At 50.9% G+C, this 8,753-nt stretch carries 9 protein-coding genes; 3 read left to right on the forward strand and 6 right to left on the reverse strand.

The window, feature by feature from the left end:
• Positions 1 to 32 precede the first annotated feature (32 nt).
• Together J1785_RS06475 and J1785_RS06480 are read right to left on the reverse strand one after the other, a co-directional pair.
• Positions 33 to 1,193 (reverse strand): IS30 family transposase, encoded by a 1,161-nt coding sequence (locus J1785_RS06475; RefSeq protein ID WP_217192120.1) that lies wholly within the window; start codon positions 1,191 to 1,193, stop codon positions 33 to 35.
• 116 nt (positions 1,194 to 1,309) lie between these two features.
• Positions 1,310 to 2,098 (reverse strand): sulfite exporter TauE/SafE family protein, encoded by a 789-nt coding sequence (locus tag J1785_RS06480; RefSeq protein WP_217192187.1) that lies wholly within the window; start codon positions 2,096 to 2,098, stop codon positions 1,310 to 1,312.
• 108 nt (positions 2,099 to 2,206) lie between these two features.
• Here J1785_RS06480 and J1785_RS06485 point away from each other — a divergent pair, with 108 nt between their 5' ends.
• Positions 2,207 to 2,974, forward strand: coding sequence for an AraC family transcriptional regulator (locus J1785_RS06485; protein ID WP_217192186.1), 768 nt, complete (start codon positions 2,207 to 2,209; stop codon positions 2,972 to 2,974).
• Positions 2,975 to 3,100: 126 nt separating this feature from the next.
• Here the strand turns inward: J1785_RS06485 and J1785_RS06490 are convergent, their stop codons facing one another.
• Both J1785_RS06490 and J1785_RS06495 read right to left on the reverse strand, forming a co-directional pair.
• Positions 3,101 to 3,973, reverse strand: a complete 873-nt coding sequence (locus J1785_RS06490; RefSeq protein ID WP_217192185.1) for an NmrA family NAD(P)-binding protein — start codon at positions 3,971 to 3,973, stop codon at positions 3,101 to 3,103.
• 45 nt (positions 3,974 to 4,018) lie between these two features.
• The gene (locus J1785_RS06495) at positions 4,019 to 4,429 is read right to left on the reverse strand and encodes a DoxX family protein (protein WP_217192184.1); all 411 of its coding nucleotides are present in this window, start codon (positions 4,427 to 4,429) and stop codon (positions 4,019 to 4,021) included.
• Positions 4,430 to 4,553: 124 nt separating this feature from the next.
• On the opposite strand from J1785_RS06495, the gene J1785_RS06500 reads away from it, so the two are divergent.
• Together J1785_RS06500 and J1785_RS06505 are read left to right on the forward strand one after the other, a co-directional pair.
• Positions 4,554 to 5,459: a LysR family transcriptional regulator gene (locus tag J1785_RS06500; protein ID WP_217192188.1), complete on the forward strand. Its 906-nt coding sequence runs from the start codon at positions 4,554 to 4,556 to the stop codon at positions 5,457 to 5,459.
• 115 nt (positions 5,460 to 5,574) lie between these two features.
• Positions 5,575 to 6,342 carry an AraC family transcriptional regulator gene (locus tag J1785_RS06505; protein WP_217192183.1) on the forward strand — a complete coding sequence of 256 codons (768 nt, stop codon included), beginning with the start codon at positions 5,575 to 5,577 and terminating at the stop codon, positions 6,340 to 6,342.
• On the opposite strand, the gene J1785_RS06510 is transcribed toward J1785_RS06505, so the two are convergent.
• Positions 6,299 to 6,958, reverse strand: coding sequence for an MFS transporter (locus tag J1785_RS06510; protein ID WP_338020340.1), 660 nt, complete (start codon positions 6,956 to 6,958; stop codon positions 6,299 to 6,301). The genes J1785_RS06505 and J1785_RS06510 overlap by 44 nt on opposite strands.
• A gap of 496 nt (positions 6,959 to 7,454) precedes the next feature.
• On the reverse strand, positions 7,455 to 8,354 hold the full coding sequence (locus tag J1785_RS06515) for an alpha/beta hydrolase (RefSeq protein WP_217192182.1): 900 nt from the start codon (positions 8,352 to 8,354) through the stop codon (positions 7,455 to 7,457).
• Positions 8,355 to 8,753: the final 399 nt, after the last annotated feature.

An 8,753-nucleotide genomic window follows, 5' to 3' on the forward strand; every position in this document is an offset into this window, starting at 1 on the left:
GTTTTAAGTTATGTCCGCTTCTGGCTGTGAGTTCAACCGATGGATGCAACACACTGATTGAACCGCTCTGCGGGTGATTCATAGTCTAACGTTTTTCTCGGCCTCTCGTTGAGCTGTCTGGCAACACTGTTTAGTCTTTGCTGGCTGTGAACTGATAAGTCAGTTCCTTTTGGAAAATACTGTCTGAGCAATCTGTTCGTATTTTCATTTGAGCCGCGTTGCCAGGGAGATTGAGGATCACAGAAATAAACCTGGATGTCTGTGGCTACAGTAAACCGGTTGTGGCTGGTCATTTCAGACCCCCGATCCCATGTTAATGTTTTATAAAGCTCAACGGGTAATTCCCGGGCTTGTTTGATGAGTGCAGATATAACCGTTATGGTCTTGTTGTCTCTGATTTTAGCCAGCATAACAAAGCGGGAATGGCGTTCTACGAGAGTGACAATATAGGAGTTTTTCGAGCCCTGGATCAGATCGCCTTCCCAGTGACCTGGTATGGCTCTGTCTGCGGCTTCAGGTGGCCTTTCTCTGATAGGTATCGCATCCGGGATTGACCCTAATCCTTTCCCTTTAAGCGATGACGTTCTGGATCTACGCACAACTCTTCCGCTTCTGAGGCATTGCTGTAGTTCTTTTTTTAATGCTCCCCGGGTTTGTATAAAAAGCGTTTTATAAATCGTTTCGTGTGACACATGCATTTCCTGATTATCCGGATAACAGCGTTTCAGCCAACCGGCGATTTGTTCCGGCGACCAGTCCTGATGCATCTTTTCTGCAATGAGTTTACACAATGTGGGGCTTTCAATTAGCTTGCAAGGTTTTGGTCTCAGAGCACTTTCCCACGCAGCTGTATCCGCTATTGCTGCACGGTATTGTTTTGCACCTCCATGCCTCTTGATCTCGCGGCTAATCGTTGAGGGGGCTCTTGATAATTTGTCAGCGATATCCCTGATGCTACGTCTTGCTACCAATCCTCTGGATATCTCCTCTCTTTCATTAAGTGAAAGAGCCAGTCGGTGCCGCTTTCGAACAGGAGGACGATACCCACCAGTCTGGTGGATAGTCGGCATAATAGAAGAATGAAACCTGTCGAACATTCTGGCGATATCATGCAGGGAATCACCTTGCTTATATCTGTCCCAGATAATCGCCTTTTGTTCTGGCGTGTAGTGAATGCGAGTTCTTCGTTTCATGGCAACGTCCCCCTTCTTTAAGGATAGCGTTGCATCGACCCGTTGAACTCACAGCCAGAAGCGGATTTTAATGCAGATATTTTACTATAATAGCTAATTCTCAACACTGGGTTTGCTTAGAGCAGCATCGCCAGTAGTACCACGCACAGTAGCAGCACATAAACTCGCGCATGCCAGATATCCGGTACTGCGGGAATATTGCGGCGGCTAAAAACAATACCCGCCCAGCCTGTCAGAACCAGTACGCCTAGAATTTTCAGGCTGATGAAGCCAAGAAATCCGCTTGCTGGAATTTTTTGCCAGCCGCTAATCGCATAGGTCAATGCACCACACAGCGCCACCGGAAGCGAAAGCGGGTTAGCAGCGCTAATGCAATCGCGCATTGTATGGCCATGTCGCCGCAACAGCGGCACCGTCATAACGCTGCCGCCCAGGCCCAGTAATGCTGCAATCATGCCGATCAGCATACCACCGCCTGTTACCGTTAAAAATGCCAGACGGCGCGGCGTGCTGCCGCTGAAGAAACCTTTGCGCAGCAGGCAGTCACCAATCGCCACCACCATATAAAGAATAAACAGCGCACGAATCAGGACTTCGCTCATTATTCCTGCCAGCCATGAACCTGCCACAGCACCCAGGGCGATAAACCACAGCAGCGGAAACACTGTTTGCGATGAAAGTTTACCCGCACGCCAGTTCCGATAGCTGACCCAGCCCGAGTTAAAAATCATCACCGCCGTCGACGTGGCAATAGCGATATGCATCGCATCGCCTGCCAGTCCGGGCTGTCGCAATATTAACTGGTAAACAAAGGGCACGACCACAAAGCCGCCGCCAAAGCCAAAAAGCACTGTGGTAATGCCGGTGGTAAAACCTGCCAGTGCGATAATCAGGATATCGTTCAAGGGAGTGTCCTGCTGTGAAAATGAGGGCGCAGCTTATCGTGCCAGCGCCTGGCTTCCTATTTTCGCAGCGCTCAATTATCCTTGCAAAACGGTCATAAGGAGGCGGAAGTGCGTAACGGACAAATTGACGATTACGATCAACTGGATCGTGAAGTGGTGTCGCTCGGCAATGACTATGCACAGGGGTTTGTCCTGCCGCAACATAAGCATCGTCGCGCGCAGCTTCTCTATGGCGCAACCGGCCTGATGCACGTATCAACCCACAGCGGGGAATGGGTTGTGCCGCCACAGCATGCGGTGTGGATCCCACCCGAAACCCTGCATGCCGTAAAGTTTGTGGGCGTCACGACGCGTAGTTTATATATCGAACCAGCATGTGTGGCTGTGTTAAGTAAAAACAGCCGCTGCGAAGTGATCGGCGTATCGCCACTGTTACGGCAGTTACTGCTGGACGCGGTGGATTTGCCCCCGCTGTATGACAGCGTTCGCGACAGGGCACTGATTAATTTGATGTTGCTGGAACTGGCGGCAATGCCGGTACGTGAGTTCGATATTCCACTGCCGCAGCAGCCAGCGTTGCTGGCGCTTTGTCAGGCATTTTTACTCGCTCCTGTCATCCATGATCCGGCTGAGCGTTGGGCCAGCGCGCTGTTTATGAGCGCCAGCACCTTTCGTCGCCATTTTTTGCATCAAATCGGCATGTCATTTTCCGCATGGCGTCAGCGAGCCTGTGTGGTCAGCGCGCTGGCATTGCTGATAACAGGAACGTCCGTTAAAGAAGTGGCGTTGTTACTGGGATATGACAATGGTTCATCCTTCTCTACAATGTTCCGCCGCGTTACGGGTCAACCACCTTCGAATTATCACCCGACTTAAGCTCCGGAGTGTCCTCAGGCTTGCCAGAAGCAGTTGATATCTGGCTTACGGGTGTAAACCAGAAGGGATAGCTGTTGCGTATACGGAGCACGGGAGTCGAACGTGACCCTCGTTTATTATCATGGATTATACCTTCATCGCTTTTTGAGCCGCGGCGAAGACGTCGCGTGCAGGCGTGGTTCCCGCTACGTACTCCGTTCCTTCGACGCCGAGGTCCATCCATCCCGCATTCACGGCATCGTACATGTCTTCGGCTGGTTCGCTGTGAGCCGCCGGGATACCGAATTGCTCTAACGCTTCAGCCCACCCTGTCCGCGGGATTGCAAAGGCTTTCACGTCGAGATTCAGGACTTCGCCCAACTGCTCTGCGACTTCATCCGCACTGACCATCGAGCCAATCTCGACGATGCGCTGCCCTGACCAAGCCGGGCCGGTCAAAAGGGTTGCGAACTCTGCACCAATGTCGTTTGTTGCGACCATGGTTGATTTTCGGTTTGTCGGATTGTAAAAGACCGGTAACTTTCCGCCCTGAGCGGCTTGTAAACCGAAAAGAAAGTTTTCGAAGAATCCGCCTGCACGTACAAACGTGACGGGGGATATGAGTTCGCGAAAGCCTTGCTCTAACAGCGACAAAGCCATGATCACCCCGTGCCCGGTGTTTCTGTTCGCCCCCATTGATGAAAGTGCCACTACTCTTGGTGGCGCTACTCTGGAGAGTGCCTCGACATAATTTGCAATCACGCGCTTTGCTTCTTTGTAATCGGGCGACGGCGCCCAAACCGGAGGCAACATAACAAACGCGCCTTCGACACCTTTGAGCGCTTGTTCGATAGATCCCGAATCATTCCAGTCGCCGTCAACCAGTTCCACGCCTTGGTTCATCCAGTTAACCGCCTTCTCGCGATCGCGGACCAGCGCACGTACCTTCTTACCTTGAGCCAGCAAATGCCTTGCTGTCGCGCCGCCTACATTTCCCGTGATTCCCATGACTAAAAACATACGTCTTCTCCTGATGTTGAGGGACAGAACATTACCCCATTTGGTTCAATGGATGAGTGGTAAAAGGGTTCGTACCTGGGGGACTCGCAGACAGAGGCCGCCCCAGGTTAACGCGCCCAGAAGCAGCGAAATAATTTCCGGCGGTGACCCCAGCTCACCGATGCGGATATGGGCGCAGATCGCGCCACCCAAAAAACCCGTCACAAGGATCGCGCCGAGGACAGCCGTCGCGGGGACGGCGTAAAGAATGGCGCAGGCAAGGGTGATGGGTCCCACGACATGAGTTATATCCATCGTGAACCTGGTTTCCTGCAACATGTTTGCGATCTGCGCGGGCGCAAAAAGCTGAATGGTGCCGTCTGCCGCAAGAGCGATAACAACAACCCCGCTCATTATCCGGCCAGCCCACAGGGCGGGATGCAAAGTCATCGCTTTAAACACCTGTTTTAGTTTCATGGTTTCTTCACTTTCTCTGCCGGGAAATCTCATGTGCTGGAGGTTACTGTGTCTGTCAGGCACAATAAATACTGCCAAAATGAACACACTGTTATTTCGTGGTGAAACAATAAAAGGCGTGAAGATGCAAAACCTCGAGCCTGTCCTCATATTCATAACGGTAGCTGAGATGGGGAGCTTCACCCGCGCGGCCGATAGTCTGGGTATTCAAAAGGGAAGGGCCTCCACGGTAGTCCGGAAGCTGGAAGAAGAGGTCGGTGTCAGACTTCTTCATCGGACTACGCGCAGCGTGCAGTTGACGGAGGACGGGCGCGTATTTCATTCCCGTGCCCGTGATCTGCTTGCTGAAGTCGATGACCTGCACTCAATGTTTGCTGGTGACCGCGTGGCACTCCGCGGGCGTTTACGGGTCGACCTTCCCACCGAGGTAGCGCGCACAACGATCGTGCCGGCCTTGCCTGACTTCATGGCAGCTCACCCTTATCTGGAGCTGGAAATGTCAAGTACGGATCGACAAGTCGATTTGGTTCAAGAGGGGTTCGACTGTGTATTGCGGCTTGGACCTATCAGGGACGAAACGCTGGTTGCACGCCCCCTGGGCCTGTTGCGGATGGTCAATGCTGCGAGTCCTGCTTATCTGGCGCGCTATGGCATCCCGCGATCGCTGGAAGACCTACGGCGTCAGGAACATCGGACAGTTCATTTTTCGACAATGCTGGGTTCAAGGCCTTACGGATGGGAATATCCGGACGGTGACAGTTTCGCGACATTACAGTTGCCAGGTGCGCTACACGTCAACAGCGCGCAGACATATGATGCCGCTGCCCTTGCCGGTCTTGGTTTGATTCAGGCACCACTCCTGGGGATTGGCCAATACTTTACGAGTGGTGCGCTTGTGGAGATCATGCCTGATTTTCGTCGCCGGGCGCTTCCGGTGTCCCTCATCGTTGCACATCGGGGCAACCTGTCGCGCCGGGTGCGCGTATTCATGAAGTGGATGGAAGAGATACTGAAGCCTTACCTGGAATAGGAAAACGAACACTTTGTCCGGCTCCGGACATAAAAATGTTGAATCACTCGCTGCCCTCAAGGACAGACAATGTTTAAATATAAGCACGATTCCAGGGGCTCGAATAAGGTGTGCAATGGTTGAATTAGTGTCAGAACACGAAAACACCCCCACGGCAACACCTGTTACTGGCGTTGCTGTCGATTATCCCAGCGGTCATAGGATCCCTGCGCATAGTCATCAGCGTTCGCAGCTGGTCTATGCGGTTGAAGGGGGGCTCGTTATTGAAACGGATGTTGGCCGTTGGGTTGTCCCTCCGAGCCGGGGCGTGTGGCTGATAGCGGGCGTCAGTCACACCGTGCGGATGCGCGGTGTGGCACGAATGCGCAGTATTTTCGTCAATCAAGATGCTATTCCCGGATTACCTGACGTTGACTGCGTTATCAAGATTTCACCTCTGCTACGTGAATTGATCTTTGCTGCAACCCAGGTCACAGGCCATTACGATTTGGAAAGCCGGGACGGGCGTTTGATGTGTTTTATCCTCGATGAGTTATGTTCTTTACCGGTGTTGCCTTTCAATCTTCCCTGGCCAACGGATGCGCGCATATTGCGTGTCTGCCAGACATTGTCCGACGATCCCGCCAATAGCCGTGCCGCCGATGACTGGGCCGCAGATTTAGCGATGAGCGTCAAGACATTTCATCGTCAGTTTCAGCGGCAAACCGGCATCACGTTCGGGCGCTGGCGGCAGCAGGCACGCCTGCTTTTGTCACTCGAAAGCCTGGCTCAAGGCATGCCGATTGTACAGGTGGCTCTGCAGCACGGTTACGAAAGCCAAAGCGCTTTTGCCGCTGCCTTTACACGCCAGTTTGGAGTGCGGCCTTCTGAGTTTTATCGCTAACAATCAGGTTGTTGCGCAAAAATAACCCAGCCAGCACGCAAGTCAGCATTGCCAGGCCGGCAATGTAAAAAGCATCACTGTAGGCCTGCAGCAGGGCGTCACGACGCACGATCTGATCAATCAACCCCAAAGCCTGCTGGCGCAATCTTGCCGCCCCTGCGCCATACAGAGCGGTAGCGTGATCGAGATGAACGTGTGAGAGCCTGTTGACTGTCTCGACCAGCCTTTCCTGCGTTGCCTGAGCAAAAGAGGTAACCGATTCGCCAATGCGCTGCGCATGCAGTTTTTCACGCTCAACCACGATCTGGCTGGAAAGGCCGATACCGATGGCTCCGCCTATGTTGCGCACCATCGAAAAAAGCCGCGATGCCGAGCCCACCTGATCCTTTTCCAGGCCCTGAATTGCCATCACTCCCAATGCCACCACCACTAACGATTGCCCGATGCCACGCACGATCAACGAAGGAACAGTGACGTGATAAGCCGCATCGGGATTGAGGTGAATGCTCATCAGACAGCCGAGTCCGGTAATCAGTAATCCGGATACGCTCGCGGTGCGGGCGCTGGTCCAGCGCATCAGCCGGGGCGTAGCGAACGACATGATAAATTGAATGATGCCATAGCCTTCTGATTATTAACATGTGTCACACTCTTAATGAGAATGCGACTAGATTACCCATTGTTAAGTTGTCTTTATGTCTAGGAATTGACTTTTGTTATCCCAAAATGGTCATTTTCAGCGTAAACAAATCAGCGATATATTTAACGATGATTTTTGGTCGTCGCCCGTCCCTGGCGTAAATACTGCTTCAGAGCTAACAAGCCTGACAGGCTGCCATGTACAGCAACCGAAGCACGGGTAGTCATTTCGCTTTAGGCGGACTGGAGCCGGTGGCAACAAAAGAGAGCTTAAAGGCGCAGTGGTTTTTGACACTAACATCACGGTAATTGCAGACCGAATAAGTGCTAGCCTCAACAAGACGATTTTACTATTATTTTCAGTGACCATAAAAAGTAAACCGTCTTAGTGAGGCCGTGATAACTTAATTATTGAATGTAGTTGAGATTTAAACAGAGAACTTTCTCTTTAACATTCGCTTAATATTATTTTTTTATTTGATATTTTGTTTAATAAATAACGCGGCGCGGTCAAGAGCATAATCTGCTTCTTCCAGTACTCCGTTATAACACTGAAAAACATGAGGTACATTGGCAGTTACATCCAGAATTACATCCACTTCCGCATCTCTTGCTCTCTGCGCCAATCGTGTGGAATCATCAAGTAGAAGCTCATTTGTTCCTACTTGTAAAAGGATCGGAGGGAAACCTGTCAAATCAGCATAAACGGCGGGAGAAAGCAGTTCCTGATTTGGGTCTGCATCCCCCAGATACATACTTCCGGAAGAGCTGAAACCTTCACGCGTAAAGTAAGGATCGATGCCATGTTTGGTGTCAACGCTTGCCCCTGTTCGCGTTGCATCGAGACCTGCCGAAAATGTGACTATCGCAGCGGGTAATGGTAATTGCTCTGAGCGAGCTTTGAGACACGTTGTGATGCAAAGCCCGCCACCTGCAGAATCACCTGCGAAGACAATAGATTCATGGCTTATACCTTGCTTAAGAAGCTCACGATAAGCAGCAGTGCCGTCCTCAATTGCTGCCGGGAATGGGTGTTCTGGCGCGAGTCTGTAATCAAGAGAAATGGCCTTTATACCGGTCCGTAAGACAAGGCTGGCGGTGAGAGTCATTGCCGTTTCAGGTGACCCCATAAGAAAAGATCCGCCATGGAAATACAAGATTATTCCGTCTCGTTTATCCTGCTTTTTTTCAACAAGCAGTGCTTTTCGTTCTCCGAGTGTTGTACTGCTGATCTGAGTACCCAAAGGGATATGCATTGTTTTCATGAATGCTGCAAAACCAGCCCGAATTTGTTCAAGAGTCCGGTCAGCCGATGCGGCTATGGTAGGGAGTCCAAGTTTATTCTTAATATCTTCTCGCTGTTTACGACTCATCTCTCTGCTCCAAAGTTAATACTGAGGATTTATGTGGTGATCCGATCTGCTTTACGTTATTAACGTAATCTCATCAGGCCTAAAATTCGCGACAAACTGCCTAGCTATCTTTTAAAAATATCGGTCAACCGGTCCTCTGAAGAACAGGTTGAGAAGGCCCGGTGAGATAAGGCCTCTATTCTGGTAGCCAATTTCAGTATGTCATTTTTGAACTTCCCATGCTGCTGTACAAACGTTGAGTTGATATGGTTACCAACTTGAGCAATTTTTTGCAGTCAATATAACTCACTGATTCATAGTCGCTGCTGAAGTTTAGGTAATCAAGAAACTATAATGATAATGGCTAAGATGAAATTAATATTGCAAAATTGTAACATTTAAAACTGATCTGACATTACA

Origin of the sequence: Rahnella perminowiae, from assembly GCF_019049755.1 — a bacterium.
In the GTDB taxonomy this organism is placed as follows: domain Bacteria; phylum Pseudomonadota; class Gammaproteobacteria; order Enterobacterales; family Enterobacteriaceae; genus Rahnella; species Rahnella perminowiae.

Bases quoted from the DNA above. Each gene is read 5' to 3' on its own strand.
- J1785_RS06475 (WP_217192120.1), bottom strand. From the start codon at position 1,193: ATGAAACGAAGAACTCGCATTCACTACACGCCAGAACAAAAGGCGATT.
- J1785_RS06490 (WP_217192185.1), bottom strand. From the start codon at position 3,973: ATGTTTTTAGTCATGGGAATCACGGGAAATGTAGGCGGCGCGACAGCA.
- J1785_RS06495 (WP_217192184.1), bottom strand. From the start codon at position 4,429: ATGAAACTAAAACAGGTGTTTAAAGCGATGACTTTGCATCCCGCCCTG.
- J1785_RS06505 (WP_217192183.1), top strand. From the start codon at position 5,575: ATGGTTGAATTAGTGTCAGAACACGAAAACACCCCCACGGCAACACCT.
- J1785_RS06500 (WP_217192188.1), top strand. From the start codon at position 4,554: ATGCAAAACCTCGAGCCTGTCCTCATATTCATAACGGTAGCTGAGATG.
- J1785_RS06515 (WP_217192182.1), bottom strand. From the start codon at position 8,354: ATGAGTCGTAAACAGCGAGAAGATATTAAGAATAAACTTGGACTCCCT.